Below are 26,547 nucleotides of genomic sequence, written 5' to 3'. Positions count from 1 at the left end.
AGGCGAGCAGCACCCTGAGGAGGGAGCCGGCGTCGGGCGTCCTGATCAACCGGGTGATCACCCGGGGGGCGCTAAGGACCATAGGACGCGAGACGGCCATACGAGCGCGGGCGGAGCTAGGGTCGTCGCCGCGCGCTGCCCGCGTCGGAGTTACCAGAAGGACACGTAGATCAGGTGGTCCCGACGCTCGCGGGACCTGCGCAGGGTCTGTGCCCTCATTGGCCAGATGGAAGGCGATCGGGCCGGAGGCGTGGGCCCCGACGGTCGCGGAAGTGCTGCGTGCCAAGAGCGCTCATGCGCCCGGGTCGAATTCATTTGATGACACACGATCAGACATTCCATTGCAAACCCGGCACTACCCACAGATCGGGAAATCCTGAAGGAATGGGGCAGTGGGACCAGTCCCACGCTGCGTCATGACCACTGCCACGTCGCCGCGCGTGACATCGCGGACGCATTCAGACACCCCGCCAAGCCTGGGCCGCGAGGGTGTCGTGAAGGATTCTCCACAACCGCATTCAGTCCCGGCTCACCACAGGAACGCCTGATACCGTTCGCCCACATTTGACTCCGGAGCCGCGCCACGGGTTCCGACCGTTGCCAAGGCCACGATGCGGGTGGGGTAGTGAAGGCACAACACAGTCGTAAGCGTTCGAAGTTCTGGATAGGCGCGACGGCCGCGCTCGCCACCTCCGCGCTTGTCGCGGGTGCCGTGGCGGAGGCGTCGTCGAGCACAGGCCCCGGGTCGAATGCCGCGGCGGTCACGACCGCCGCGCCGATCCGGCTCAGCAGCTCGTTGCAGAGTGAATTCGCCTCTGCCGCCAAGGAGTTCCACGTCCCACAAGCACTGCTGCTGGCGCTCTCTTACCAGCAGTCGCTGTGGGACAGTCACCAGGGCCAGCCCAGCACCACGGGCAACTACAACGTCATGGGTCTCACCCAGGTCACCAAGGCCGACCTGACCACCCCCACCGGTAACAGCGCGCCGGAGGCGGACGGCCAGGGCGACCCGCGGGTCCACACGCACGCCACCCTCAAGGCGCAGCCCGCCGCGGTCGCCGTCGACACCTCGTCAGCCGCACTGCACACGCTGGACAGCGCCGCCCGGCTGATCGGTCGGCCCGCCGCCGCGCTGAAGTCCGACACCCGGCAGAGCATCCGCGGCGGAGCCGCACTGCTCGCGTCGTACGAGCGGAAGCAGCACGGCTCGCTGCCGGCCGACCCGGGTCAGTGGTACCAGGCTGTGGCGGCCTTCGCCCACGCGGGAGACGCCGCCACGGCGAAGGAGTACGCGGACCGGGTCTACCAGGTGATGCGCAAGGGTGTCACGCGGACCACGGCGGAGAACCAGGTCGTCAGCCTGGCCGCAGAACCGTCGCTGGCGGTGAGCGGCGCGGCCTCCTCGACCACGCTGGCCCGCAGCGGCGTGGCGCCGCTGGCAGCGACGGTCACCCCGTCCGCCGCGGGCCCGAGCTTCCCGGTGGAGTGCCCGACCGGTCTGAGCTGCAAAGTCAGCCCCGCGGCGTATGTGCAGAACTCGCCGACGGACATCTCGAACTACGGCAACTACGCGCTGTCGAACCGGGCCCCTGGTGACGGGACGGTCAGCTACATCGTCATCCACGACACCGAGTCGACCGCGTCGAGCGCGATCAACTCGTTCCAGAGCGGGACGACGAACGCCAGCGCCCACTACGTCGTGGGCCAGGACGGCTCGGTGACGCAGATGGTGCCGACCGCCGACATGGCCTGGCACGCGAACAACAAGACGATCAACACGCACTCGATCGGCATCGAACACGAGGGCTACGCCCTCCAGAACGGCAGCTGGTACACCCCGTCCGAGTACCAGTCCTCGGCGAAGCTGGTGTCCTACCTGGCCGCCAAGTTCGGCGTCCCGGTGGACCGGCAGCACATCATCGGGCACGACGAGGTGCCGGGCATCGACGACACCTACCTCTTCGGGCAGCACTGGGATCCGGGACCGTACTGGGACTGGAGCTACTACCTCACCCTCGTCGGCGCTCCGCTCAGCGGCAACGACCAGGCGGTCGTCGGCGGCACGGTGACCATCGCGCCGCCGTCCTCGACCTCCTACGAACCCACCCTGCTCGGTTGCGGCAGTTCGACCACCGTCTGTCAGAGCCGCCCAGCGAACTTCGTCTACCTCTACAAGGGCCCGAGCACCGGCTCCGGTCTCTTCCAGGATGCCGACTACGTGGCCAACGGCCGGAGCAGCAGCACCGGCACGCAGGTGGGCTGGGACTGGACCGACCGGGCCACCTACGGCGAGACCTTCGTGGTGGCCGGGGTCTCCGGCGACTGGACCGCCATCTGGTACGGCGGCAAGCAGGCCTGGTTCTACAACCCTGGCGGCGCCTACGCGTTCGCGAACAACAAGCCTGGGGCGCAGTTGGCGGTCCCGGCGGGCAGCAGTGCCATCCAGGTCTTCGGCCGTGCGTACCCGGACCCGACGACGGCCTACGCGAGCAACCCGACGCTTGCCAAGATGGCCGCGGACCCCACGAATCACATGCAGTTGGAGCCGCTCAGCTACTCGATCCAGCCCGGCCAGGCCTATCTGGCCGGCACGCTGACGACCGGTGACTACTACGACTCGTACAACTACTACAAGGACTTCACCACCTGCAGCACCGCCGGTGGCTGCAAGTACTACACCAGCTCCCTGCAGTACTACCCGATCTCGTTCAACCACCGGCTGGCCTTCGTCAAGGCGAGCGACGTCCGGCTCATCTCCCCTGCGGCTCCCGCCACCAGCACCTACGTCCCGGTGACGCCGACGCGTCTGCTGGACACCCGCTACGGAATCGGTGCGCCCAAGACGCCGATCGGACCGGGCGGTGAGGTGGCCCTGAAGATCGCAGGCGCGACCGCCGGCACGAGCACCCTGCCGACGTCCAGCATCACCGCTGTGGTCCTCAACGTCACCGCGACCGATGCCACCAGCAGCAGCGTGGTCACGGTCTACCCGGACGGCAGCGCGCTGCCGACGGTGTCGAACCTCAACTTCAGCAAGGGCCAGACGGTCCCGAACCTGGTCACGGTGCGCCTGGGGTCGAACGGGTCGGTCCGGCTCCGCAACGCCGGCGGCACGGTGGACCTGATCGCTGACATCGCCGGCTACTACGTCAGTGGTTCCGGCGGTGCGCGCTTCGTGGGCTACGGACCGTCCCGGGTGCTGGACACCCGCTACGGCATCGGCGCGCCGAAGGCGGCGGTCGGGCCGGGCGGTGAGGTCGCGCTGCAGGTCACCGGCGGCGGCGGAGTGCTCACCGACTCCGGCGTCACCGCGGTCGTCCTCAACGTGACGGCGACGTCCCCGAGCGCCTCGAGCAATCTGACCGTCTACCCGGGACAGACCACCATGCCGGGGGTCTCCAACCTCAACTTCAGCCCTGCGCAGACCATCTCCAACCTGGTGGTCGTCCCGGTGGGCTCGGACGGGAAGGTCCGCCTCTACAACCAAGCCGGGACGGTGCAGATCATCGCCGACCTGGCCGGGTACTTCACCACCAGCGGTGGTTCCGTGTTCCACACGGTCTCGCCGGTACGAGTGATGGACACCCGCTCCGGCATCGGCGTGCGCAGCGGCGCGGTCGGCGCGGGGGCCAAGGTCACCCTGCAGGTCGGCGCGGCCAACGGCATCCCGCTCAACGCCAAGGCCGTGGTGCTGAACGTGACGGCGGTGGCGCCGACGACGAGCGGCTTCGTGACGGTCTTTCCGAACGGCACGGCGATGCCGGGTGTCTCGAACATCAACTTCGCCACCGGGCAGACACTGCCGAACCTGGTGGTGGTACCCGTCGTCAACGGCCGGGTCGACTTCTTCAACGCGGCCGGCAGCGTGAACCTGGTCGCGGACCTGACCGGCTTCTTCGCAGCCGGCTGAGCCGCGCCGGTCGTCACCGGCTGCAGAACCGGCAGCAGAAGGGCCGTTCCCGCTCCGGCGGGGGCGGCCCTTTCGGCGTTTCGGCTGACCGTCACGCGGTCCGACGGCGCTGCTCGGCAGCGCGCCCGGCGTGCGACGTCAGTCCGGCCGCGTCGTCACCGACCGCAGACCGCGCTCCAACTGTGCGCGTTCGGCGGGGTTCTGGGTGCGGGTAAGGGCCGCGCGGTAGGCGAGGGCCGCTTCGGCGCGGCGGTCGAGGCGGCGGAGGAGGTCGGCGCGCAGGGCGTGCCAGAGGTAGTAGCCGTCGAGGTCGAGGTGTTCGATCTGGGCCAGGGCCTCGGCAGGGCCTTCGACTTCGGCCAGGGCGACCGCGCGGTGCAGGGCGACGACCGGGCTCGGGGCCAACTCCAACTGCTGGTCGTAGAGCTGGACGATCTGCCGCCAGTCGGTCGCGGACGCGGTCGCGGCGTCGCTGTGCACGGCGTTGATCGCCGCCTGGATCTGGTACGGACCCGGGGCGCCGCGTCGGAGGCAGCGGCGGACGAGGGCCCGACCCTCGGCGACGAGGTCGCGGTCCCAGCGGGTGCGGTCCTGGTCGGCGAGGAGGATCAGGGCGCCGTCCGGGGTGAAGCGGGCCGGGCGGCGGGCCTGGATCAGCAGCATCAGCGCGAGCAGGCCGAGGACCTCGGGCTCGTCCGGCATCAGCTCGGCGAGCAGGCGTCCCAGCCGGATCGCCTCGGCGCAGAGCTCCTCGCGCTGGGGTCCTTCGTCCGGTCCGGCGGACAGGTAGCCCTCGTTGAAGATCAGGTAGACCACCGCCAGCACCGGTCGCAGCCGATCCGGCAGGTCCGCGTCGGCGGGTACGCGGTAAGGGATGCGGGCGTCGCGGATCTTGCCCTTGGCCCGGACGATGCGCTGCGCCATCGTCGGCTCGCCCACCAGGAAGGCGCGGGCGATCTCGGCGGAGGTCAGCCCGCCGAGCAGCCGCAGCGTCAGCGCGACCTGCGCGGACTCGGCGAGGGCGGGGTGGCAGCAGGTGAAGATCAGGCGCAGCCGGTCGTCGTGCACGGGTCCCTCCTCGACCGGTTCGTCGCCCGGCCTGTCGCCAGTGGCGTACAGCAGCAGCGCCTCGGCCTGCCGACCGTCACGCGAAGCCTCTCGGCGCTGCCGGTCGATCGCCTTGCGGCGGGCGGCGGTGATGATCCATCCCGCCGGGCTGGGCGGGAGACCGGCGGTCGGCCACCGCTCGACCGCCGTCGCGAAAGCCTCCTGGACCGCCTCCTCGGCGAGGTCGATGTCGCCGACGAGGCGAACCAGGACGGCCACGGCCCGTCCGTACTCCGCGCGGAAGACCCGTTCGATGTCCGCTTCCGTCACCGGAGCCACGTCGGGCCCGTCGGACGCGTCGGCCACGGTCAGTCCTCCGCCTCGCCCCGGAACGGCCGGACCTCGATGGGCAGCCCGGTCGCCAACGCGTAACGCCGCCCCCAGGCCAGCGCGGCGTCCAGGTCCGGCGCCTTGATGATGGTGAAGCCGCCGAGGAACTCCTTGCCCTCGGTGAACGGCCCGTCAGTGACCAGCACCTCGCGCTCGCGTGGCCGCAGCACGGTCGCGGTGTCGGGATCGTGCAGGCCCTGGCCGAAGACCCAGGAGCCGGTCGACTCCAGCTCCTGGCGTAGGACGCCGAGATCGGCCATCACCCGCTCCAGGAACTCGGGCGCAGGGACGCCGCCCTGCGGCTGGTACATGCTCAGCAGGTAGTGCTTCATTCGCCTCACACCGCCTCTGCCACGTAGGTAGCGATGATCACGCCGGTGGTCGTCGGTACGCTCTCGACCAGCCGCAGCCGCGCGAGCGGACCGGCGTCCGGGAAGAGACGCTGCCCCGAGCCCAGCACCAGCGGGTGGATCGACAGCACGTACCGGTCGACCAGCCCGGCCGCGGCCAGCGACCTGACCAGCTCGCCGCTGCCGAGCACGACGACGTCCTGGTCCAGCTCCTTCTTCAGCAGCGCGACCGCCTGCGTGACGTCTCCGCTCAGCAGAGTCGAATTCTGCCAGGGCAGCGGGTCCGCGAGGGTGCGGGACGCGACGTACTTGGGGGTGTCGTTCAGCTTCGCGGTGAAGGGGTTACCGTCGGTACGGTCCGCCCAGGCCGCGTGGAAGTCCAGGTAGGTGCGTCGGCCGAACAGCATGGCGCCCGTCCCGGCCATCCCCCGGCCCATGACCTCCATGGTCACCTGGTCCAGATAGGCCGGTCCCCAGCCACCGTGCCGGAACCCGCCCCGGGTGTCCTCGTCGGGGCGGCCCAACCCCTGCATCACTCCGTCCAGGGTCACGCTCTCGGTGACGACGATTGCAGCCATGTCCGCTCTCCTCGGCTCGCGCCGTCGGCCCCGTGGCCGGACGGTCTCGCCTTCTACACGAACGGGCCGAGCGGATTTCGACAGCGGGAGTCGGGAGAGCCGATTCTCAGCGCGCGGCGCCTGCGGCCCAGTGTCCCGGCCGTGCGAGCGCGGCAGGGATGCGGGTGGCGGCGTCGCCCCGGGCCGCGTTGAGCTGGGCCTGGGTGAGGAAGAGCGCGCCGGTGAGGTCCGCGCCGCGCAGGTCGGCGTTGCGCATGTCGGCGCCGATCACGTCAGCACCACGCAGGTCCGCGCCGTGCAGGTCCGCGGCGATGAGGTAGGCGCCGCGCAGGTTGGCCCCGCGCAGCTGCGCGTTGCGGAGCTTGGCGCCGATCAGGTCCGCGCCGCGGTAGTTGTGGCGACGGCCGGGCGCGTCGGCGCGGGCCAGCTCGCTCGCCTCCAGCAGCAGCTCGTTCACGCCCGCCCTGACAGCCGCCACATCGAGCGCGGCAAGCGCGGCGGCGTCGCCGGAGGTCATCGCGTCGATGTCGCCGAGCGCGCGCCGCAGCCGGTCGTGGAGCGGCGCCGCGGCCGACAGGGCCATCGCCTCGCGGATGTACCAGAGCAGCTCGTGCAGCTGCCGCATCACCGGGAAGGCCTCGAACATCGCCGGCGCCGAGCCGGGCTCGCGCCGCCAGTCCACACCGCCGAAGGTGACCTGGGAGATCTTCTGCCCGGCCCCGAAGCAGTCGAAGACCGTGCAGCCCTGGTAGCCGGAGTCGCGCAGTCGCGCGTGGATGCCGCAGCGGAAGTCCGCGTCGAGGTTGACGCAGGGCGTCCCGGCGCGCTTGTCCACGGCGAAGTCGGCGGAGGCGGCGAAGGGGAGCGCGACGCAGCACAGCCCGAAGCAGTTGTCGCAGTCGGAGACGAGCGACAGGTCGGCGGGGGAGGGCAGTGGTTCCGGCATGCGGCCATTCTCCCCGATCGGTTGCCTACACCAGAACGCGAGGAGTGCCGCGAAGAGTCCTGCTCCCGGGCTCAGACCACCCATGTCCGGGAGCAGGACCTCGCGAGGAGGGGGGAGCGGCGACGGGGGGATGACGCCGCTCCCCCGGCGGAGCCCCACAATCGGCGACACGTCGGGGGAGGACGTGTCGGTCGATCCCACAGCGGGGGCTCCGGATCCAAGCACCGGGCGGTTCCTGCCAGACCTGCTCGGTACAAGTTCCACTCTCCCTTGCCGCGCGGCCCCGCGCATGCAGCGTTGGACCCCTTGTGTCAGGACCTTGGTCCTTTCGGGTTGACGGATTGATTAGGTCAGCAGGGCGGGAGCAGCGGGTGGGCAGCGCTAGGCTTCGCCCGTAGGAGTGAATGACCATCAGGTGTGGACCAGGCACGGGGAGGCACGGCGAGATGGGGCAGGCAAGGAAGATCGCCACCTGGGCTGTCGTGATCTTCGTGCTCTACACGATCATCACCTCGCCCGTGCGCGCGGCGGACCTCGTCCAGGTCGGATTCACCGGGATCTCGCACGCTGCCAAGGCCTTCGGCACGTTCATGAGCAACCTGATCAAGTAATCCGCAGGTGAAGTACCCTCGGGGCACTCAATCCCTCAAGGAGTGCCCCGATGATCCGCCATCTCGTCCTCTTCAAGCTCAACGCCGGTGTCAGCCAGGACGACCCGCGCGTGCCCGCCGCGGTGGCCGCCTTCGAGAAGGTCGGCCAGACCGTGTCTGAGCTGCGCGAATGGCAGATCGGCTGGAACTTCACCGACCGCGACATCGCCTACGACTTCGGCATCAACAGCCTCGTCGAGGACCGCGACGCCCTCCAGGCCTACCTGACCCACCCCGACCACCAGGCCGCCGCCGCGCTCTGGCGCGAGTTCGCGACCTGGGTCATCGCCGATTTCGAGGTCTGAGCAACAGGCTTGCCTGCCGACAGAGCCGAGTGGCCCAAGCGGGCCACTCTCCGCCCCCTCCAGTTTCACTAGCGGAATCTCGGATTCCACCAACACGCGTAACCCTGGTGCTTGCTCGCCCTATGACCGGCTTGTGATGCTATGACCAGTTTTGCCAGATATGGGACTGGCGACGATCGGGCTCCCAGGAGCACGAGGGGCGGCGTGGCGATGCAGGCACAGGGCGATACGCCCGGAACGCCAGGGGAGCCCGCGACCCTGCCCACACCGGCGCCCCCGCCGCAGTCCACGCCGTCGGCCGCACCGCAGCCCGCGCCGCAGCCCGCGCCGGTCACGGCACAAGCCGCGTCGTATCCGACGCCGCTGCCCGAGGCGATCGAGCAGTCGCGGGTGGACGTCCGTGCGCTCACCAGGGTGCTCTTCGAGCGACTGGCCGAACTACCGGCCGGTTCACCCGAGCACGAGCGGGTCCGGGCCGCGCTGATCGAGGTCAACCTGCCGCTGGTCCGCTACGCGGCCGCCCGCTTCCGTGGCCGCAGCGAGCCGATGGAGGACGTGGTCCAGGTCGGCACCATCGGGCTGATCAACGCGATCGACCGCTTCGATCTGACCCGTGGCGTCCAGTTCCCCACCTACGCGCTGCCGACCATCCTCGGCGAGATCAAGCGCTACTTCCGCGACAACGTCCGCACCATGCACGTACCGCGTCGGCTCCAGGAGCTGTGGGTGCAGGTCAGCGGCGCGATGGAGGAGTTGACGGTCACTCACGGCCGCCAGCCCAAGGTCCCCGAGATCGCGGCCTCGCTGCGGATCCCCGAGGAGGACGTCCGCGCCTGCCTGGACGCCGGCCGCGCCTACAACGCGACCTCGCTGGAGGCCCAGCAGGAGCACGACGGCGGCCTCGCCCTGCTCGACCGCCTCGGCTACGAGGACTCCGCCCTCACCCATGTGGAGCATCGCGACATGGTGCGCCATCTGCTGGTGCAGCTCCCCGACCGGGAGCGACAGATCGTGATGTTGCGCTTCTTCGGCAACCTGACGCAGTCGCAGATCTCGACCGAGCTCGGCATGTCCCAGATGCATGTCTCGCGGCTGCTCGCACGGATCTTCGCGCGCCTGCGCAGCGGCAACAACTGGGAGAGCTGACGCCCCGCGCGTGGTCGCGGTGCGTAGTCGGCTATCCGTCAAATGCCCTAATTGTCTTATTAATTGAACTCGAGCTTTGCTCGTGCCGCCGTGTTGCCACCGCGTGACATCTGGCCGTGTCGGGGTTTGCAGAGGATGCTGTGCCGGTATCCCAGTGGAGGTACGGAGTCGTCGCCATGTCGACTCATCGATGGCTGAGCTTGAAGGGGGTAGTAGCGTGTCCGACGCTCTGTTCACCGGCGCCGCGCAGCGGGTCCTCCCCGCCCCACGGGCGGCCGCGGCTGGGGAGGACGGGCTCGACACCCGCACCCTCTCCCGCGCACTCTTCCTCCGCTTCGCGGAGCTCTCTTCGGGGCATCCCGACTACGCCTACGTGCGGAACACGTTGATCGAGCTGAACCTGCCACTGGTCCGCTACGCGGCTGCGCGCTTCCGCAGCCGCAACGAGCCGATGGAGGACATCGTCCAGGTCGGCACGATCGGGCTGATCAAGGCCATCGACCGGTTCGACAACGACCGCGGCGTCGAGTTCCCGACCTTCGCGATGCCGACGATCATCGGCGAGATCAAGCGCTTCTTCCGTGACACGAGCTGGTCGGTCCGGGTGCCGCGGCGTCTGCAGGAGCTGCGGCTGGCCCTGACCAAGGCCGGCGACGAGCTGAGCCAGCGGCTGGACCGTTCACCGACGGTGGCGGAGCTGGCCCACTGCCTCGGCGTGACCGAGGAGGAGGTCGTCGAGGGCCTGGCCGTCGGCAACGCCTACACGGCGTCCTCGCTGGACAGCACGCCGACGGAGGAGGACGGCGACGGCCCCCTGGCGGAGCGCCTGGGCTACGAGGACGCGGCGATGGAGGGCGTCGAGTACCGCGAGTCGCTGAAGCCCCTGCTGGCGCGGCTTCCCGCGCGGGAGCGACGGATCATCATGCTGCGGTTCTTCGGGAACATGACGCAGTCGCAGATCGGGGACGAGATCGGCATCTCGCAGATGCACGTCTCGCGCCTGCTCACCCGAACGCTGGCCACGTTGAGGGAGGGCCTGATCTCCGAGGGATAGTTGCAACACCTCAGGGGCGCGAGGAACTGCGCGACAAGCCACCCGTGTGCGGATGGTCCTCGACGCGCAGGGCCATCCGCACACGGTGGTTTCTCGCGCAGTTCCTCGCGCCCCTTTAGGCCAGCAGGTTCTTGCGGAGGCCCTCGAGGTCTTCGTCGGTAAGACCCAAGCCCTCGGAGAGGAACGCGTCGAAGCTCGGCCAGCCCGCCGCGACCGCGTCGAACGCCGCGTCGAGGTACGCGCGGTCCGCGTGCATGATCGGGCGCATCAGTTCGGGCTCGCGCATGATGCCCCGCGTGCCCATCGACTCCATGATCCGCTCGATCAGCTCGCCCGTGCGGTCGTTGGTGAGCAGGTAGTCCTCGTAAACCGTCTCGCGGTCCACGCCCAGCGCCGTCAGCACGATCGCCGCCGTCCAGCCCGTGCGGTCCTTGCCCGCGGTGCAGTGGAAGAAGAGCGGCACCCGCTCCGGCCGGCACAGCGCCCGGACCGTCTCCGCGAAGCGCCCGCGGATCTCGGCGTCCGTCACGAACCACCCGTACATCTCGGTCATCAGCCGCTCCGCGCCGCCGTCCCCGAGCAGGGCCCGCTGCGCGTCCGCGTCCTGGGCGGCCAGGGTGTCCCGGAGGGCCACATAGATGTCGTGGTCGGTGGCGTAGACGGGCTGGGCCTCCAGCGCCGCGCCTGCGGGCACGCGGTCCGCGCCGTTCTCGGTGACCTCGTTCAGGCCGCGCAGATCGATCACCCAGCGGACACCAAGCGCCTCCAGCGCGGCTATGTCCTCGTCCGTCGCCCGGTGCAGGGCGTCACCGCGCAGAGCGACGCCGAAGCGGACGGTGCGGCCCTCGACGGTTCGGTATCCGCCCAGGTCACGGGCGTTCACCGCACCCTGCAGCCCAAGGCTGCGGCCGGGGGCGAGGTCGGCGGCGCGGTCCTGGTCGGTCACGTGGGCTCCTCGGGGGACACCCCCGGCCGGTGGCCGGGCGTTTCGGGCGGACGTTCGCCAGTCTAGGCGGGTGCGGAGTGCAACCGAAGAGTGCCCTTTTCATCTGATGACCCATCAGTAAACTGGCGCCACCGAAGGAGACTCCTGGGGAGGGTGACCGGCGATGGCGCGTTCCGCGATACGTCCGCTCTTGGGCGGCCTGCTGGGCGTGACGCTGGTCACGCTGGCGGCCTGCGGGCCGGATCGGGGCGGCTCGGTCGCCATCGGCGGCGGGCCGCCCGCCCCGATCGCGACGACGCCCTCCAACAGCGGAGTGGTCTTCGTCCCGCTGGACTCGCCGACTCCCGGCTCCACGAACGCCAGAACACCTGGCTCCACGCCGAACTCAGGCACCGGCTCGACGCCGGGCCCGCCCGCCTCCTCGACCGGCGGCAGCGGCAGCGGCGGCACCGGGGTCACCGGGGGCTCCCGCTCGACCCCCTCCGGCGGACGATCGACGGGCGGCACCGGCAGCGGCACTGGCACGCCGAGCCCTGGCGGGGGCGGCCCGACCACCAGCGCGCCGCAGTCCCCGGCCAGCCTCGCCGTCACCGCACTGAACACCGCCGACACCGGCCAGCGCTGGTGCCAGCGGGTCACCCTCGGGCTCGCCAACAGCGGCGATCGCACCGCGACCAGCGGCACGGTCACCTTCGCCACCCACGTGATCGGCGCGCTCGGCATCGACTGGTGGACGTATCAGACCAGCCAGGCCTTGGCCGCACCCGTCGCCGGGCACCGCAGCGTCGACGAGAGCTGGACGGTCTGCCTCGACTCCTGGCGCGTGCCGATCGGCATGCACATGGAGACGCGCACGGCGTCCCTCAGCTGAGGAACGCCGTCACAGGGTCCGGGTCCGGAGGAGTGAGCTGCAGACCGGTCGGTCTTACTTCATCGCGAGGTAAACGACGCCCACGACCACGACCAGCGTGATGATCCCCACGAGGGCGAGCAGGCCGGTGCGACGGGTCTCGCTCGGCGCGGTGGCCGGCTGCGCGACGGGCTCGTCGACGAAGGCGCGGAACATCTGCGTGCTCGCGGAGGTGTCCTCGTTCGCGGGCGGGAAGTTCTGGTAGTTCGACATGTGCCCTGACTCTAGTCAATCCGGAGCGGAACCTGGACCCCCACAATGTCGCAGCTCTGTACTAGAAACCCGACCTTTCTGTGAAGAACGGGAGCGACGGACGGGAACACGGGCCGCCTCCCACGCCGTTGCCCCAGTCATGACCGACTCTCCTCGCACTCTTCTCGGCGCCTCCGACCTCGCCGTCTTCCCGCTCGCCCTGGGCGGCAACGTCTTCGGCTGGACCGCCGACCAAGACGCGTCCTTCGCCGTCCTGGACGCCTACGCCGCGGCGGGCGGCAACTTCCTCGACACCGCCGACGTCTACTCGGCCTGGGCGCCCGGCAACGAGGGCGGCGAGTCCGAGAGGATCATCGGCAGCTGGCTCGCCGCCCGCGGCAACCGTGACGACATCGTGGTGGCGACCAAGGTCGGCGCGCATCCGAAGTTCAAGGGCCTCAAGGCCGAGACCCTCACCGCCGCCGCCGAGGAGTCCCTGCTGCGCCTCGGCACCGACAGGATCGACCTGCTCTACACCCACTTCGACGACGAGAGCACGCCCGTCGAGGAGATCATGACCGCGCTGGACGCCCTGGTCCGCGCGGGCAAGGTCCGACAGATCGCCGCGTCCAACATCTCCCCGGCGCGGCTGCGGGCCTCGCTGGAATTCGCCGAGGCCGAGGGCCTGGCCCGCTACGTCGCGCTCCAGCCCCACTACAACCTGGTCTCGCGGGAGACCTACGAGGGCGAGCTCGCAGCGATCGCGACGGAGTTCGGGCTCTCCGCCGTTCCCTACTACGCGCTCGCTGCCGGCTTCCTCACCGGCAAGTACCGCGCGGGCGGCCCGGCCGTGGACAGCCCCCGCGCCGGGGGCGCGGAGAAGCTGCTGGCGAGCGAGCGCGGGCAGCGGGTACTGGCCGCGCTGGACACGGTCGCGGCCGAGCGCGGCGTCGCGCACGCCACGGTCGCGCTGGCCTGGCTGGCCGCGCAGCCGACGGTCGCCGCGCCGATCGCCTCCGCGCGCACCGTCGAGCAGCTGCCCGACCTGGTCGCCTTCCCCGGACTGACACTGGCCGCGGCCGAGCTGGACGCCCTGACCGCGGCCTCGGCCTCGGTCTGAGAGAGGCAGGACAGCTGATGCAGATCCGCCCGCTGGCTCCGGAGCTGCTCGCCGAGGAGCTCGCGGAGCGGATCGCGGCCATGGACGGCCCCTGGGTCCGGGTCGCCGTCGACGGCGCGGACGCCGCGCGTCCCGGCGAGCTGGCGGACGCGCTGGTCGCACCGCTGCGGCTGCGCGGGCGGCCGGTGCAGCGGGTGCACGCGCGGGACTTCCTGCGTCCGGCCTCGCTGCGCTTCGAGTTCGGCCGCGAGGACGCTGACGCCTACCTGGACCGCTGGCTGGACGCGGGCGCGCTGTTCCGCGAGGTCTTCGACCCGCTCGAAGCGGGAGCGTCCGGCCTGGTCCTGCCGACGCTCTGGGACCCGGCGACGGACCGCGCGACGCGCGCCGAACGCGTCCCACTGCCGCCGGGCGGCGTGCTGCTCCTCGACGGCCCACTGCTGCTGGGCCGCTGGTTCCCGCTGGACCTGACGGTCCATCTGCACCTCACCCCCGCCGCGCTGGAACGTCGCACCCCGCCCGACCAGCGCTGGACCCTGCCGGCCCTGGCCCGCTACGAGGCGGAGAGGCGCCCGCAGGACTCGGCGGACATGACAGTGCGGGCCGACGATCCTCGTCGGCCCGCACTGGTGGTCAGCGGTACGTGATTACTGCTTGGGGAAGCTCACCGCGTGCGCCGGGAGCTGCACCGTGCAGAAGGAGCAGCGGGTGGCGGCCTCCGGGATGGAGCTGAGGCACTCGGGGCAGTCCTTCTTCGGCGCCTCGACGTCCGTCTTCGTGGAGAACTTGGCCGTCAACCTGTTGACGGGCAGCACGACACAGAAGTAGACGACGGCAGCAACCAGGACGAAGCTGATCGCCGCGGCAACGAACTGCCCATACGGGAACGTGACCTTGTCGACCGTGAAGCTGGCCTTGCTGAAGTCACCGGACTGCTTGCTGATCAGACCGATGACCGGCGAGAGGAATGCCCCGACGAACCCGGTGACCAGCGCCGTGAACGCCGCGCCGATGACGATACCGACGGCGAGTTCAACGACATTGCCGCGGAGCAGAAACTTCCGGAATCCCTTCATGGCGGGTCACCGTATCACTCGTACGAGTGGTCCGAGTTACGCCGACTTGTCCGCTTCCGCTCGCTCGGCCGCCGCCTGCGCCTGAATCCCGGAGACCTTTCGCAGCGGCACCTCCTTGATCACCAGCGAGAGCACGAACGCCGCCGTCGCGACGCATGCCGCGAGCAGGAAGACCAGGTGCATCGAGTCCGCGAATCCCATCTTGAACGGGGCGGCCAGCACCTCCGGCAGCCGCTGGATGAAGGAGGAGTCGCTGAGCACGGAGGAGCCGCTCGCGCCGTCGAGTGCGTGCGGGTGCGCGGCGTAGGCCTGCTGGTAGGCAGGCGTCGCGGCGGCTGCGTAGGTGGCGGAGACGATGTTGCCCTTGACCGTGCTGAAGAGCACCGACAGGAAGATCGCCGTGCCGGCCGTCGCACCGAGCTGCCGGAAGAAGGTGGCCGACGCGGTGGCGACACCCATGTCCTGCGGCGGGACCGCGTTCTGCACCGCGAGCGTCAAGGTCTGCATCGTGCAGCCGAGCCCGATGCCGAAGAGCGCCATGAAGAGCATGGTCTCGGCGAGCGGAGTGTTCCACTGCACCTCGAAGTGGAAGAGGAGCATCGCCGTGATCATGACGGCGGTGCCGACCACCGGGAAGATCTTGTAGCGCCCGGTGCGCCCGATCAACCGGCCCACCACGATCGAGGTGATCATCATGCCGAGCATCAGCGGCAGCATCATCAGACCGGACTTGGTCGGGCTCGCGCCCTTCACGATCTGCAGGTACTGCGGGATCATCATCATCGCGCCGAACATTGCCATGCCGATCAGCACGGAGAGCACGCTGGTCTGGCTGAACACCTTGTTGGAGAAGAGCCGCATCGGGATCAGGGCCGCGTCGCCCATCCGGCGTTCGACGAGGATCCAGGCGACGACACCGAAGACGCCGACCAGGTAGCAGGTCAGCGCGCGCGGCGAGGTCCAGCCCCAGCTCTGGCCCTGCTCGGCGACGAGCAGCAGCGGGACGACACCGACAGCGATGGTCACCGCGCCCCACCAGTCGATCCGCTGCGCGCGGCGCACGTGCGGAACGTTGAGCACCTTGGCCACGACGAAGAGTGCGACCAGCCCGATCGGCACGTTGACCAGGAAGACCCAGCGCCAGCCGGAGATGCCGAGGATGGTGCCCTGGCCTGCCAGGAAGCCGCCGACCAGCGGGCCCAGCACGCTGGAGGTGGCGAAGACGGAGAGGATGTAGCCCTGGTAGCGGGCCCGTTCGCGCGGCGGCACGATGTCGCCGATGATCGCCAGCGCGAGCGACATCAGACCGCCGGCGCCGATGCCCTGGAACGCGCGGAACGCGGCCAGTTCGATCATCGAGGTCGAGAAGGTGCAGGCGACCGAGCCGACGACGAAGATGCTGATCGCCGCGAGGAAGAAGGGCTTGCGCCCGTAGATGTCGGAGAGCTTGCCGTAGAGCGGCGTGGCGATCGTCGAGGTGATCAGGTACGCGGTCGTGGTCCACGCCTGCTCGCTCAAGCCGTGCAGGTCGTCGGCGATGGTGCGGATGGCGGTGCTGACGATCGTCTGGTCCAGCGAGGCCAGGAACATCCCCATCATCAGGCCGGAGAGGATGGTGAGGATCTGGCGGTGGCTCAGACCGTTCTTGGCCGCGTCGGATATGGACGGCGCGGCGGCGTCCGACGCTGCGGTGCTGCTGCCGTGGCTCATTGGGCCGCTCCCTGCTGAACTGCGTGTGCGGTGTTCGTTGCTTGCGTTGCGTGTGCTGCGTGTGCTGCGTGTGCTGCGTGTGCGCCCTGGGCTGTGTGCCCGGCGTGGTGCTGCTGGGTGTAGTGCTCGGCGAAGCCGTCGTTCAGGAGGGTGAAGAGGCGGACCAGGTCGTGCCGGTCCTCCCCTGGCCAGTCCCGCAGGATGTCGGCCAGCTCGTCGTTGCGCTGGGCGCGGAAAGCCTCGTACGCGGCGAGCCCGGAGGGGGAGACCGTCAGCAGTGCACCACGGCGGTCGTCCGGGTCGGGAGTCCGCTCGACCAGGCCGCGATCGACCAGGGAGCGGATCTGTCGGCTCACCGTGGAAAGGTCGAGGTAGGTCTCCGCGGCGAGGTCGGTCGCACGCTTCGGCCCGCACCGGACCAACGTGGCGAGCAGTAGGCGGTCGCCGCCCTGCTCGTCGCGGGAGCGGTGCTTCCACGCCTGGATCAGCCGGAAGAACCGGCCGAGTTGCTCACCCATGAGCGCGGCGGCCTCGTCGGCGGTGGCGCTCTCCGCGCTGTGCGGTGCGGCTGTACCCATACCGATCGCCCCCTCTCCTTCTCACTCTTCACATAGTTGCTTGTTCCTAGCAAGTAAATGTACTCCACATCAGTCCGTTCGGAAACCATCCGGATCCGGCGGGACAGACGGGGGCGCTGGTCAGGAAATCACCCCGCAGCGGGGGGTCAGCGTCTCTGACATATATGGCAGCCCTGTTTCAGCCCTGCCATCTGCAGTCGGAAGGGCGCCGACCCGCTCTAGCGTGGCCCCGCACGAACCTGATTCCCTCACACCCTCTGGAGGGCTCCATGGTTCCACCCATGCGACGTCGACTGCTCGCTGCAGTCGTGGGCGGCCTCACCCTGGCCGTCCCGAGCGCCGCGATCAGCGCGACCGCAGCCTTCAGCGCGGCCTCGACCACCGCCGCCGCCGCGTACCCGTCGCTCAAGCCGACCGTCGCGGAGTACACCCAGCTGAGCACCGGCACCACACCGCCGACCCAGGCCCAGTGCAGCTCGGCCGGCCGCCGCTGCTTCAACCCGCTCTCGGTGCAGGCCGCCTACAACGTCGGCCCGCTCTACGCCGCCGGCTACAACGGCAAGGGCATGACGATCGCGATCGTGGACTCCTACGGCAGCGACACCATGGCTCACGACCTCCACGTCTACGATCAGGCCTTCGGCGTGGCCGCGATGTGCGGCGAGGAGGGGGTCACCTGCGCCCCCGGCATGCCGAGCTTCAGCGAGCTGCAGCTGCAGGGCGCGCCGGCCACCAAGGCCCCGCCGCCCACCAGCAAGGGCACCGGCCAGGAGAACAAGTCCGCCTGGGCGCTGGAGGTTTCGCTCGACGTCGAGACCGCGCACGCGATGGCCCCGGGCGCGAACATCATCCTGGTCACGACGCCGACCGCGGAGACCCTGGGCGTCCAGGGCTTCCCGCAGATGATGGCCGCCGAGGACTACGTGGTCCAGCACCACCTGGCCAACGTGATCTCGCAGTCCTTCGCCTCCGGCGAGGGCGCGTTCGCCAGCCCGCAGGCCCTGCAGAGATTGCGCTACGCGTACCAGGACGCGGCGGCCAGCGGCGTGACCGTGCTCGGCTCCTCCGGCGACAGCGGCTCGGCGGTATCGACCAAGACGCCGGTCAAGAGCGGCGGCACGGTGCTGCCCGACCCGGGCGTGGAGTGGCCGGCCTCGGACCCGCTGGTGACCGGCGTCGGCGGCACGTACCTGTGCACGGACGCCAACGCCACCTCCGGCCGGACCACCGACAGCTCCAGCAACCCGGCCAAGTGCAAGGCCAACCCGGGCCAGGCGGAGATCGGCTGGACCAACGGCGGCGGCGGCTTCAGCTCGATCTTCAGCCGCCCGTCCTACCAGGACACGCTGCCGGCCGGCAGCACGTCCGTCGGCGCGATGCGCGGTGTGCCCGACATCAGCCTGCAGGCCAGCTCCGGTACCGGCATGCTCGTCTACACCTCCCTGCCGCCGGACGGCAACGGCGGGCTCAACTGCGCGGGCACCCCGTGCAGCACCGGCTGGTACGACATCGGCGGCACCTCGCTCTCCTGCCCGCAGTGGGCCGGCCTGGTGGCGATCGCGGACCAGATCAACGGCGGCGGGCTGGGCCTCATCAACCCGGCGCTCTACAAGGTGGCGGCGAACCCGACGCAGTACGCGGCGGACTTCAACGACATCACCGTCGGCAACAACACCGCCAACCCGACCGTCCCCGGCTACTCGGCGACGACGGGCTGGGACGCGGTCACCGGCCTCGGCACGCCGAACGCGGCGCTGCTGCTGCCCGACCTCGTGGCGGCGTCGCACTGACGCTCCGTCACACCTCTGATCAGCGCGCCCCCGGCCTGAGTTCCTCCCGGCCGGGGGCGCGCCCCATGGCCGCCTCCGGCGTTGACTAATCTGATCGCATGACGACCACGGACTCCGCCCCGCTGCCCCTGCCACCAGGCGTCGTCGAGATCACCACCGAGGCAGAACTCGCCGCCCTCCTCGGCGAACCCTCCGCCCGCGACGCGGGCAAGGTGCGCACTCGCCTGCACGAAAACGACCGCGCGTGGCTCGCCGCCGCCCCGTTCTGCCTCGTCGCGACCGCCGACGCCGACGGCAACTGCGACGCCTCCCCGAAGGGCGACCCGGCCGGCTTCACCCTCGTCCTGGACGACACGACGATCGTCGTCCCCGAGCGGCGCGGTAACCGGCGTGCGGACGGTTTCCGCAACGTGCTGACCAACCCCCACGTGGGGCTGCTCTACCTGATCCCCGGTCGGGGCGACACCCTGCGCATCAACGGCCGTGCCCGCCTCGTGCGCGACGCGCCTTTCTTCGACCAGCTCGTCGTCAAGAGCCACCGCCCGCGTCTGGCCATGCTGGTGGAGATCGACGAGATCTTCTACCACTGCTCCAAGGCCTTCCTCCGCTCCGGCCTCTGGCACCCGGAGGGCTGGGCCCCGGACGCAGCCCCCTCCCGCGCCCGCATCGCCAAGAGCATGGAGCGCCAGGACGAGGACCTCGCCGCGTTGGAGACCTATTACGGCCCGGGCTACGGCGGTGACCTCTACGGCACGGCGGACTGACCGACTGCGGACTGACCGACCGGGCCCACGTAGAGAGAGGCGAGTCGGGGTAGCCGTCGGCACATCTCCGTCATGTCATCGAAGTCGAAGTTCCACTCCTGGTCGAGCTCCGGATACCGCACGCTGAACGCCCCGGCGGGCAACTCCTCACCCGTGGCCTCCCGGTACGCGTCCCAGGCGATGGCGAGAGCCGCCTGGCCGTCGATGTCCTCCCCGCGCGCGGCGGCGGCCTGCACGGCGGACAGGTCCGCGAGGGAGTCGGGATCGGCAAGGACCTGCTCGAAGGTCTGCCGCCCCTGAAGGATCAGCCAGCCCCGGAAGTAGTCGAACCCGTCGTCGGAACAGCCACCGTTGATCACATACGCCGCCGCCCACAGCGGACTCCGGTACGACTCCGCCATCAGCGCCCACAGCGCGCGCTGCGCAGCGACGATCTCCTCCGCGTCCCGCCGCCCGGCCAGCAGCGCTGAGGCCGTCACGGCGACGGCGTCGCAGTCGACACCCTCGCCACGGTGGTGCCCGCGGGCGTCCTCAATGAGCTGCCAGAACCGTTGGATCTCCATGGTCCCCGAGCATGTCACCCACCACTGACAGCGCCCGGGCCGGCGGAGGACCGCCGCTGTCCGAGGGATAGGTTCCGACGTCCCAGAACCTCCAGGAGTGCAACGACATCGGGTTGGCCAGGTGAATCTCGAACACCTGCCGCGTCCCGTCCGCGTAGCGGACCTGCACGGAGGCGTCGGCGCTGTCCACCACGTTGTCGGAATTGTCGATGGTGACGGTGGTGGTACCACCGGCGACCGTAGCGGCGTGGGCGAAGTCGGCGGCCGAGAAACCGGTCGGCCCGCCGTTGTCCCTCGACCGCACCACCGCATGCAGCCCGTCCGCGCTGCGCTCGGCGACGGCCCGTAGATAGCAGCGGATGAGCGTGGCCTGGTCCGCGTCGACCCCCTGGAAGCGGACGGCCACCCACGAACACGACGGCTCGGACGCATCCGGCCCGTACAAGGTGTCCTGCACGGCCTGCGACACGGCCGACGTCGCCCACACCCCGAACGGCCCGACGCCCACCGCCACCATCCCGGCGACGATCCACCCCTTCGCCCGCCTCGAGCGACCCACCCAGAACCCCATGACTCAGACTCCCCCTCTGACCCCTCGGCTGCACACCTCCGCCCCGCCGAGAGCCCGGACGATGATCCGTCACCCTCTCCCACCTCAAGGACCCCGCTGCCACCAGGACAGTTCCCTCCCCTCGGGTTTCCCCGAACGCGCCTCAGAGCCGGCGGCGGTCCTCTAGCCTCGCCCGGTGGAATGGTCATCCTTCGCAAGCACCGCTCTCGGCGCCGTCATCGGCGTCACCTCGACGCTCGTCGCGGACCGGGTCAGATGGCGGCGTGACCACCTGGACAAGCGTCAGGACCGGCAGCGGCAGCTGTACGCGGACTACCTCACCGCCCTGTCGCGTACCGGCAACGAGATCCGCGAGGCCGCCCGCAGTTCCTCCCTCTCCGCGCCCGAGCGCGGGCGCATGGCGGTGGAGGCGTTCAAGTCGGGGGGAGCCTACGAACTTCGGTACCAGGTCTCGATCAGTGCGCCGGACGAGGTCGAGCAGTCCTCGGTGGCCGCCTTCCGCGCGCTGCGGAACCTTCGCGATCTCGTCGAGTCCGGCACCGCGCACGACGAGGCGTCGTACCGGGAGGCCCGCCAACACTGGGACGACACCTTCAGCGAGCTGCGCTCGCACATCCGCGCGGACCTCGGCGGTCACCCGTCGGCGTCCTGATACCAGGTCAGATCCGGGTTGCCTCGCACGACGTACGTCGGAAGCCTCCCATCCGTGATCAGCTCGCGCGGCGCGCATCTCGGCGCTGCGAGGATGAGACCAGCTGGCGGTGCTCCGTCCGGCACTTGTGAGACGCGCCATAGATGAGCTCGCCGCACGTGGTGAGCTTCCGGACGGGCCCGGCCGATACGAGGTCGATGGTTGGGCGCTCTTCGCTCGCCAAGGATCAAGGACGCCGAAAGCCCCGGCCGATTATTTCGGTCGGGGCTTCAGATCTGGTGCGCTCGGCAGGATTCGAACCTGCAACCTTCTGATCCGTAGTCAGATGCTCTATCCGTTGAGCTACGAGCGCTTGTTCAGTTGGTGCGAGGTCTCTCGGGGCTTCTCTCGTCCGCCCCTCGCGGCCTCACGAGAAGAACATTACACGACACCCGGCCGGAGGCGAAATCGAGTATTCATGCCCCCGACACCACCCCCCACCTGCGATCGCTCCAGGAAGTCGAGCTCCGCGCCCAGCCCCGCCGAGGTCGCGCGGCGGTACGCGAACCAGGAGAGGGCGAGGTCCTGCCAGGGGAGGCCGACGGGTGCATAGACCGACAGCGACGGCCGGACGGGTGACGCGTCGCGGAGGTGGACGGCGAGCGGGGTCGCGTGGAGGGCGGGGTCGGTGAGGATGCCGGAGCTGCGGGCCAGGGGGAGGTGGTCGACGGTGAGGGCGGCCGCGGCGAGCAGGTCCGGGGAGAGTTCGAGCTTGCCCGGTTCGTCCGCGCCCAGGGTGGTGACGTGCTGGCCGGGGTGGGTGTCCGCCAAGGACAGGAGCGGAGTGCGGGACCAGGTCGCGCAGAGAACGAGGTCGGACACCGCGCTGACCGCCGACGGAGAGGCGGCGACCGTGCCGCCGTGGCGGGCGGCGAAGGACGCGGCGTGGGCCGGGTCGGTGTCGTGGACCGTCAGCGCGGGCCAGTCGCGGAGGCGACCGAGCCCGAGGAGGGTGAGCTCCGCCTGCGCGCCCGCGCCGATCACACCGAGGCGACCGCCCGGCGCAGCCAGCGCGTCCATCGCCAGTGCCGCCGCCAGGCCGGTGCGCCACGCGGTGATCGTCGCCGAGTCGAGCAGGGCCAGCATCGAGCCGTCCGTACCGCTGTGGAGGCAGATCACCCCGCGCTGCGCGGGCTGGGCGCCGGGGAACTTCGCGTTGACCTTCACCGTGTAGGCATCGATCCCGGGCAACAGCCCGGGGATGAGCGCCGTGGCGACGCCCGCGAACGGCAGCTCGCCGAAGACCCGCTGTCCCGCCGGACCCTCCGGATCGGCGGCGAGGAAGGCGGAACGCAACGCGTCCAGGCAGGCGTCCGGCTCCAGGACGGCGAGGAGCGCGCTTCGCGAGAGCAGCAGGGTCACCGCCTCATCCCAGCACGCAGCATCCCGGCACAAACGCCGAGGGCCCGACCTGCGATGCAGGTCGGGCCCTCGGTCAGGAAGCGGAGGCTGAGGGATTTGAACCCTCGATGGGCTTTAAGACCCAAACCGCATTAGCAGTGCGGCGCCATAGACCGGACTAGGCGAAGCCTCCTCAGTCGTTCGCGCTCGCCGGATGGCGATCACGACTGTCTGCATGGATGATGCCACAACCCTGGGGGTCGGGGCTAACCCTCGACCACGTTACTAGGCGGGTCGCCGGGATCGCAAAAACAATGCGATAGTGCTGGTTGGCCGACGAGGCCGTCGGCACCTTCAGCAGCGTCGGCACCGACGTCGGAACCGACCGCACGGATGCGAGAAGGAGGACCTCTCGTCGTGAGCAGCAGGCCGACTCGAGGCACTGCTCGCCTCGCAGCGATACTCGACGCCCTCCCTGACGCGTTGCTACTGGTGAACAGCAACGGCACCGTCGTCGACGCCAACGACGCGGCGGTGCGGAGTCTGCAGGCTCCCGGGACGTCGCTGGTCGGCCGGGGCGTGCTGGACCTCCTCCCGGAGTTCGATCCGAGCCGGATCCCCGGCTCGATGCGCCCGCGCGGGAAGAACGCCGCCGGCGAGGAGGCGGACGACGACGCCCCGGTGCGGATGACCGCGCGGCGGACGGACGGGTCGTCCTTCACGGTCGAGGTGCAGGCAAGCGAGTTCGAGGACGACGGACGCACCCAGGGCAACGGCTCCACCGGGTCCTACTACGGCTCCAGCTCCCTCAGCACCCCCTCCCCCAGCGACCGCGAGCTGCTGCTCATCGTGGTCAGGGACCTGAGCGCGCGGCTCGAGGTCGAGTCCGAGCTGCGCCGCCAGCACAAGCAGACCGAGATGATCCTGCGCGCAGCCGCCGAGGGCGTCGTCGGCGTGGACACCGACGGCCGGGTGGTGCTGGTCAACCCCGCCGCCGCGCACATTCTCGGCCACCGCGCCGGCGAGCTCGGCGGCCAGGAGCTGCTGCCGCTGGTCATGCACTCGCGCGCGGACGGCTCGCCGTTGCCCGCCGAGGAGTCCCCGCTCGCCGACACCCTCCGCTCCGGCCGACGCCACCGGGTCCACTCGGCGACGCTGTGGCGCAAGGACGGGCAGCCGGTCTCGGTCGAGCTGTCCACGGCCCCGGTGCGGGACGGGGACCAGCTGGTCGGCGCGGTGATGACCTTCACCGACCGCAGCGCCTACCTCTCCCTGAACTCGCGGCACGAGCATCTGACGGCCGTCCTTGAGCAGGAGCTGCGCAAGCCGCTCGACCGGCTCAACGACACCCTGGAGCAGCTGGCCCGCGACCCGGCCGGCCAGCTGTGGCCGGAGGCGAACTGGGTGCTGCGGCGACTGGCCGACGAGTGCCGCCGCACGTCGAACCTGGTCGACGGCGTGCTCGCCTACCAGCGCTTCGACGCGGCCGCCGAGGCCGGCAAGGAGCAGTTGCACCGGCAGCCGGTCGCGCTCGACAAGGTGATCGCCAAGGCCGTCGAGGCCGCGACCGGGATGCTCGGCGAGGGCCGGGTGGAGTTCGCGGTGCACCCTGCCTCGGTCGAGGTCGCCGTCGACGCGGAACGACTCGCGGTCGCGCTCGGGCATCTGATCGCCGACGTGGCGGACACCGCGGACGACGCGGACCCCGCCGCGAAGGGCGAGCTGTACGGGATGGCGGTCGGCGTCGCGTCCGGGCTGGCGGGACGGCGGCACGGCGCCCGCTCGGCGGGCGGCGCGGGCGTCGGCGTGGTGATAGCCGCGGCGCAGCGGGGCGAGGTCGCCCGGATCGAGGTCCGGGGCCCGGGCGCGGGCAGCGGACCGATCCACCTGCCGATCGCGCGCGGCATCGTCGAGCGGCACGGCGGCGTACTGCAGTCGCACGAGCTGCCGGGGCGTCAGGGCCGCACCTACGTGGTGGAGCTGCCGCTGGACCCGGCGAACGCGGCGGTCCAGCGTCCGCTGCCCGCGCCAGGGGACAACGCGACGGCGATCCTGCCGGACCTGCCGCTGGAGCTCCCCGCCAGGCCCGCGCCCGCACCGGCGCCTGCCCCGGCCGCGGCGCCCGACACCGCCGAAGCCGCCCCCGCCGCGACGGGAACACCCGCCCAGGGGACCGATCGCTCCCGCCGCCGCAACCGCCTGCCCGCGCCCGAGGTGGTCCGTCCGCCGCGCGCGATGGAGGCCGAGGCGGAGGCGGAGGCCGCCGCACAGCAGGCGCAGCAGGCTCAGATGTCGCAGCAGGCACAGCATCCGCAGCCCGGGGCGTCGGACGAGTTCCCCGGCCTGATCGGCGCGCCGGTCTACCCGGGGCTGGAGCACGCGCTGCCGCCGGCCGGCAGCGTGATCGCGCCCGAGCCGCGCCGCCAGACCAGCGCGGGCAACGGCCGTCGTCGCCGCCTCGCGCTGGGCCCTGCGGCGGGCGACGAGAACCCGACCCCGCAGAGCGCCCAGAACCCTCAGCACCCCCAGTACGGGCAGAACGGGACGAACGGTCAGTTCAGCCTGAACGGGCAGGTCCACGGCGAACAGGAGGCCGGGGCCACCGGCCCGGGCGCGCTCGAGCCGGTCCCCCCGGCCATGCCGATGCCCAGCCCGCTGCCCCCCTCGATGGCGACACCGGCGCAGCACCCGGCCGAGCCGCTCCAGCCCATGGGCCTGCCCGAGATGTCCCCGGACAGCGAGCCGAGCAGCCCGCCCGCGCCGCCCGCGCCCTTCGGCGGACGTTTCGCCCTCGGCCCCGCGTCCACCCCGGCCCCGGCCTCGCCCGCCGTTCCCGTCCCGCAACAGGCACGTCCGCGCGGCGGCAGCCACGCCGCGCTGCCGCTCCCTCCCGCGCCGACGCCCGCGTCCGGGTCCGGGTCCGCCGGAGGCACGTTCGGCGGTCGCAGCGGCGTGATGAGCCTCTCGCAGTCGCCGCTCCAGTCCGTGCAGACCCCGCCCAGAGGCACCGAACTGCCGCGTCAGTCCCAGCCGGCCCCCCAGCCCGGCCAGCCCGCGCAGTCCGGCCGGCCCGGCTCCCCGGTCGGCCCCGAGGAGGACGGCCCCGGCACCGAGAGCAGGCTGGAGTTCATCGCGGGCGCCGACTACCCGACGATGATCGCGCCCGCCTCCGACGGGCGGCCACGCCGCCTGCTGGTCTGGCCGGAGCCCGATCCGTCGACCCGTCAGGCACTGAAGGACCGCGGCTACCGCCCCATCATCGTCAGCTCCCGCGAGGAGGTGGACGCGCAGGTCGCCGGCTACCCGGCGGCGCTCTTCGTCGACCCGCTGACCGGGCCGATCACTCGCACCGCGCTGCAGTCGCTGCGCACCGCCGCCGGCGACGCCAACGTGCCGGTCCTGGTGACGGCCGGCCTCGGCCAGGCCACCCCGGAGGCCGCCTACGGCGCCGACCCGGCCGTGCTGCTGCGCGCCCTCGCCCCGCGCGACAGCGATCGGCACGCGCCCCGCGTCCTGCTGGTCGAGCAGGACCCGCACATCGCCGCCGCGTTCACCGCATCGCTGGAACGACGCGGCATGCACGTCGAGCACGCCTCGTCGGAGAACGACGCGGTCTCCCGCGCGAGCAGCGTCCAGCCGAACCTGGTGGTGATGGACCTGATGCTGATCCGACGCCGCCGGATGGGCATCGTGGACTGGCTGCGCAGCAACAACCGGCTCTTCCGCACCCCGCTCGTCGTCTACACCTCGGTGGACGGCCCCGAGCAGCGCGCGGGCCTGCGCTCGGGCGAGACGGTCCTCTTCCTCGCCGAACGCTCGACCTCCCCCGAGGTCCAAGCCCGCATAGTCGACCTGCTCGGCAAGATCGGCTCCCTCGCCGAGGCGTGATCATTCGACAGTCGGCCAACGGCTGAGGCCC

Annotated in this window: 24 protein-coding genes and 2 tRNA genes; 12 read left to right on the top strand and 14 right to left on the bottom strand. The window is 70.8% G+C overall.

From position 1 onward, the window contains the following. Positions 1 to 625: 625 nt before the first annotated feature. Positions 626 to 3,910 (top strand): N-acetylmuramoyl-L-alanine amidase, encoded by a 3,285-nt coding sequence (locus tag ABIA32_RS01455; protein ID WP_370091806.1) that lies wholly within the window; start codon positions 626 to 628, stop codon positions 3,908 to 3,910. Positions 3,911 to 4,048: 138 nt separating this feature from the next. Here the strand turns inward: ABIA32_RS01455 and ABIA32_RS01450 are convergent, their stop codons facing one another. From ABIA32_RS01450 to ABIA32_RS01435, 4 genes are all read right to left on the bottom strand, one after another. After that, positions 4,049 to 5,323, bottom strand: a complete 1,275-nt coding sequence (locus ABIA32_RS01450; protein WP_370091805.1) for an RNA polymerase sigma factor — start codon at positions 5,321 to 5,323, stop codon at positions 4,049 to 4,051. A 2-nt stretch (positions 5,324 to 5,325) separates the two neighbouring features. After that, positions 5,326 to 5,679, bottom strand: a complete 354-nt coding sequence (locus ABIA32_RS01445) for a YciI family protein (protein ID WP_370091804.1) — start codon at positions 5,677 to 5,679, stop codon at positions 5,326 to 5,328. A gap of 5 nt (positions 5,680 to 5,684) precedes the next feature. Next, positions 5,685 to 6,275 (bottom strand): dihydrofolate reductase family protein, encoded by a 591-nt coding sequence (locus tag ABIA32_RS01440; protein ID WP_370091803.1) that lies wholly within the window; start codon positions 6,273 to 6,275, stop codon positions 5,685 to 5,687. 106 nt (positions 6,276 to 6,381) lie between these two features. Further along, the gene (locus tag ABIA32_RS01435; RefSeq protein ID WP_370091802.1) at positions 6,382 to 7,221 is read right to left on the bottom strand and encodes a pentapeptide repeat-containing protein; all 840 of its coding nucleotides are present in this window, start codon (positions 7,219 to 7,221) and stop codon (positions 6,382 to 6,384) included. Between the two features lie 446 nt (positions 7,222 to 7,667). On the opposite strand from ABIA32_RS01435, the gene ABIA32_RS01430 reads away from it, so the two are divergent. The 4 genes from ABIA32_RS01430 (at position 7,668) to ABIA32_RS01415 (ending at position 10,376) form a co-directional block, all read left to right on the top strand. Continuing rightward, on the top strand, positions 7,668 to 7,832 hold the full coding sequence (locus ABIA32_RS01430) for a hypothetical protein (RefSeq protein ID WP_169791884.1): 165 nt from the start codon (positions 7,668 to 7,670) through the stop codon (positions 7,830 to 7,832). A 50-nt stretch (positions 7,833 to 7,882) separates the two neighbouring features. Next, the gene (locus tag ABIA32_RS01425) at positions 7,883 to 8,176 is read left to right on the top strand and encodes a Dabb family protein (protein WP_370091801.1); all 294 of its coding nucleotides are present in this window, start codon (positions 7,883 to 7,885) and stop codon (positions 8,174 to 8,176) included. 210 nt (positions 8,177 to 8,386) lie between these two features. Further along, complete coding sequence (locus tag ABIA32_RS01420) at positions 8,387 to 9,322, top strand: RNA polymerase sigma factor SigF (RefSeq protein WP_370091979.1); 936 nt, start codon at positions 8,387 to 8,389, stop codon at positions 9,320 to 9,322. Positions 9,323 to 9,512: 190 nt separating this feature from the next. Further along, the gene (locus ABIA32_RS01415) at positions 9,513 to 10,376 is read left to right on the top strand and encodes an RNA polymerase sigma factor SigF (RefSeq protein WP_370091800.1); all 864 of its coding nucleotides are present in this window, start codon (positions 9,513 to 9,515) and stop codon (positions 10,374 to 10,376) included. Between the two features lie 115 nt (positions 10,377 to 10,491). Here ABIA32_RS01415 and ABIA32_RS01410 read toward each other — a convergent pair whose 3' ends face one another. Then, entirely contained in the window at positions 10,492 to 11,322 is an 831-nt protein-coding gene (locus tag ABIA32_RS01410; protein WP_370091799.1) for a tyrosine-protein phosphatase, read from the bottom strand. 163 nt (positions 11,323 to 11,485) lie between these two features. Between ABIA32_RS01410 and ABIA32_RS01405 the strand changes: the two genes are divergently transcribed. Beyond that, the gene (locus ABIA32_RS01405; RefSeq protein ID WP_370091798.1) at positions 11,486 to 12,193 is read left to right on the top strand and encodes a hypothetical protein; all 708 of its coding nucleotides are present in this window, start codon (positions 11,486 to 11,488) and stop codon (positions 12,191 to 12,193) included. 54 nt (positions 12,194 to 12,247) lie between these two features. Here the strand turns inward: ABIA32_RS01405 and ABIA32_RS01400 are convergent, their stop codons facing one another. After that, positions 12,248 to 12,445 carry a hypothetical protein gene (locus ABIA32_RS01400; protein ID WP_370091797.1) on the bottom strand — a complete coding sequence of 66 codons (198 nt, stop codon included), beginning with the start codon at positions 12,443 to 12,445 and terminating at the stop codon, positions 12,248 to 12,250. Between the two features lie 139 nt (positions 12,446 to 12,584). Between ABIA32_RS01400 and ABIA32_RS01395 the strand changes: the two genes are divergently transcribed. Together ABIA32_RS01395 and ABIA32_RS01390 are read left to right on the top strand one after the other, a co-directional pair. After that, positions 12,585 to 13,544: an aldo/keto reductase gene (locus ABIA32_RS01395; RefSeq protein WP_370091796.1), complete on the top strand. Its 960-nt coding sequence runs from the start codon at positions 12,585 to 12,587 to the stop codon at positions 13,542 to 13,544. A 17-nt stretch (positions 13,545 to 13,561) separates the two neighbouring features. Next, on the top strand, positions 13,562 to 14,191 hold the full coding sequence (locus tag ABIA32_RS01390) for a uridine kinase (RefSeq protein WP_370091794.1): 630 nt from the start codon (positions 13,562 to 13,564) through the stop codon (positions 14,189 to 14,191). Here the strand turns inward: ABIA32_RS01390 and mscL are convergent, their stop codons facing one another. From mscL to ABIA32_RS01375, 3 genes are read right to left on the bottom strand one after another with little or no spacing between them, the layout of a single operon-like run. After that, positions 14,192 to 14,620, bottom strand: a complete 429-nt coding sequence (gene mscL / locus ABIA32_RS01385; protein ID WP_370091793.1) for a large conductance mechanosensitive channel protein MscL — start codon at positions 14,618 to 14,620, stop codon at positions 14,192 to 14,194. It abuts the gene before it with no gap. A 36-nt stretch (positions 14,621 to 14,656) separates the two neighbouring features. After that, positions 14,657 to 16,330, bottom strand: coding sequence for an MDR family MFS transporter (locus ABIA32_RS01380; protein WP_370091792.1), 1,674 nt, complete (start codon positions 16,328 to 16,330; stop codon positions 14,657 to 14,659). Then, positions 16,327 to 16,908 (bottom strand): MarR family winged helix-turn-helix transcriptional regulator, encoded by a 582-nt coding sequence (locus ABIA32_RS01375; protein ID WP_370091791.1) that lies wholly within the window; start codon positions 16,906 to 16,908, stop codon positions 16,327 to 16,329. Before ABIA32_RS01375 ends, ABIA32_RS01380 begins: the two co-directional genes overlap by 4 nt. Before the next feature lie 281 nt (positions 16,909 to 17,189). On the opposite strand from ABIA32_RS01375, the gene ABIA32_RS01370 reads away from it, so the two are divergent. After that, positions 17,190 to 18,698, top strand: coding sequence for a hypothetical protein (locus ABIA32_RS01370; protein ID WP_370091789.1), 1,509 nt, complete (start codon positions 17,190 to 17,192; stop codon positions 18,696 to 18,698). Between the two features lie 98 nt (positions 18,699 to 18,796). After that, a complete protein-coding gene (locus ABIA32_RS01365; RefSeq protein WP_370091788.1) occupies positions 18,797 to 19,462 on the top strand; it encodes a pyridoxamine 5'-phosphate oxidase family protein in 666 nt (221 codons plus the stop codon). On the opposite strand, the gene ABIA32_RS01360 is transcribed toward ABIA32_RS01365, so the two are convergent. Both ABIA32_RS01360 and ABIA32_RS01355 read right to left on the bottom strand, forming a co-directional pair. Continuing rightward, positions 19,444 to 20,025 carry a DUF4240 domain-containing protein gene (locus ABIA32_RS01360; RefSeq protein ID WP_370091787.1) on the bottom strand — a complete coding sequence of 194 codons (582 nt, stop codon included), beginning with the start codon at positions 20,023 to 20,025 and terminating at the stop codon, positions 19,444 to 19,446. The genes ABIA32_RS01365 and ABIA32_RS01360 overlap by 19 nt on opposite strands. Continuing rightward, positions 19,994 to 20,542 carry a hypothetical protein gene (locus ABIA32_RS01355; RefSeq protein ID WP_370091786.1) on the bottom strand — a complete coding sequence of 183 codons (549 nt, stop codon included), beginning with the start codon at positions 20,540 to 20,542 and terminating at the stop codon, positions 19,994 to 19,996. The genes ABIA32_RS01360 and ABIA32_RS01355 overlap by 32 nt, the downstream gene beginning before the upstream one ends. Before the next feature lie 229 nt (positions 20,543 to 20,771). Between ABIA32_RS01355 and ABIA32_RS01350 the strand changes: the two genes are divergently transcribed. Further along, positions 20,772 to 21,248 (top strand): hypothetical protein, encoded by a 477-nt coding sequence (locus ABIA32_RS01350; RefSeq protein ID WP_370091785.1) that lies wholly within the window; start codon positions 20,772 to 20,774, stop codon positions 21,246 to 21,248. A 276-nt stretch (positions 21,249 to 21,524) separates the two neighbouring features. Here the strand turns inward: ABIA32_RS01350 and ABIA32_RS01345 are convergent. The 3 genes from ABIA32_RS01345 to ABIA32_RS01335 form a co-directional block, all read right to left on the bottom strand. Then, positions 21,525 to 21,600: transfer RNA gene (locus ABIA32_RS01345), tRNA-Arg, on the bottom strand. A 68-nt stretch (positions 21,601 to 21,668) separates the two neighbouring features. Next, positions 21,669 to 22,649 carry an ornithine cyclodeaminase family protein gene (locus ABIA32_RS01340; protein ID WP_370091784.1) on the bottom strand — a complete coding sequence of 327 codons (981 nt, stop codon included), beginning with the start codon at positions 22,647 to 22,649 and terminating at the stop codon, positions 21,669 to 21,671. Positions 22,650 to 22,730: 81 nt separating this feature from the next. Beyond that, a tRNA-Ser gene (locus tag ABIA32_RS01335) sits at positions 22,731 to 22,821 on the bottom strand. Positions 22,822 to 23,045: 224 nt separating this feature from the next. Here ABIA32_RS01335 and ABIA32_RS01330 point away from each other — a divergent pair. Continuing rightward, on the top strand, positions 23,046 to 26,516 hold the full coding sequence (locus tag ABIA32_RS01330) for a PAS domain-containing protein (protein ID WP_370091783.1): 3,471 nt from the start codon (positions 23,046 to 23,048) through the stop codon (positions 26,514 to 26,516). The last annotated feature ends 31 nt before the right edge of the window (positions 26,517 to 26,547 follow it).

This window comes from Streptacidiphilus sp. MAP12-20, from assembly GCF_041262525.1.
Lineage (GTDB): Bacteria > Actinomycetota > Actinomycetes > Streptomycetales > Streptomycetaceae > Streptacidiphilus.
The sequence above is the reverse complement of the archived record's forward strand: the minus strand, read 5'-3'. Positions and strand labels throughout refer to the sequence as shown.